This is a genomic window from Pseudoalteromonas rhizosphaerae (assembly GCF_902498845.1).
GTDB lineage: Bacteria > Pseudomonadota > Gammaproteobacteria > Enterobacterales > Alteromonadaceae > Pseudoalteromonas > Pseudoalteromonas rhizosphaerae.
On record NZ_CABVLM010000078.1, the window covers coordinates 1 to 255 of the forward strand.

1 rRNA gene is annotated in these 255 nt (G+C 48.6%); it reads left to right on the forward strand.

From position 1 onward, the window contains the following. Positions 1-255, forward strand: a 23S ribosomal RNA gene (locus PSR9079_RS23540); the annotation flags it as partial.

Here is a 255-nt window from a genome sequence, read left to right on the forward strand (position 1 = left end):
TGGGAAACGGATTAATATTTCCGTACTTGGTATAATTGCGATGGGGGGACGGAGCAGGCTAAGCAAGCATGGCGTTGGTAGTCCATGTGAAAGTGAGTAGGCTAGCGACTTAGGTAAATCCGGGTTGTTGTTAGGCTGAGACACGAGACGAGTCACCAAGGTGATGAAGTTGCTGATGCCATACTTCCAGGAAAAGCCTCTAAGCTTCAGATTATACCGAATCGTACCCCAAACCGACACAGGTGGTCAGGTAGA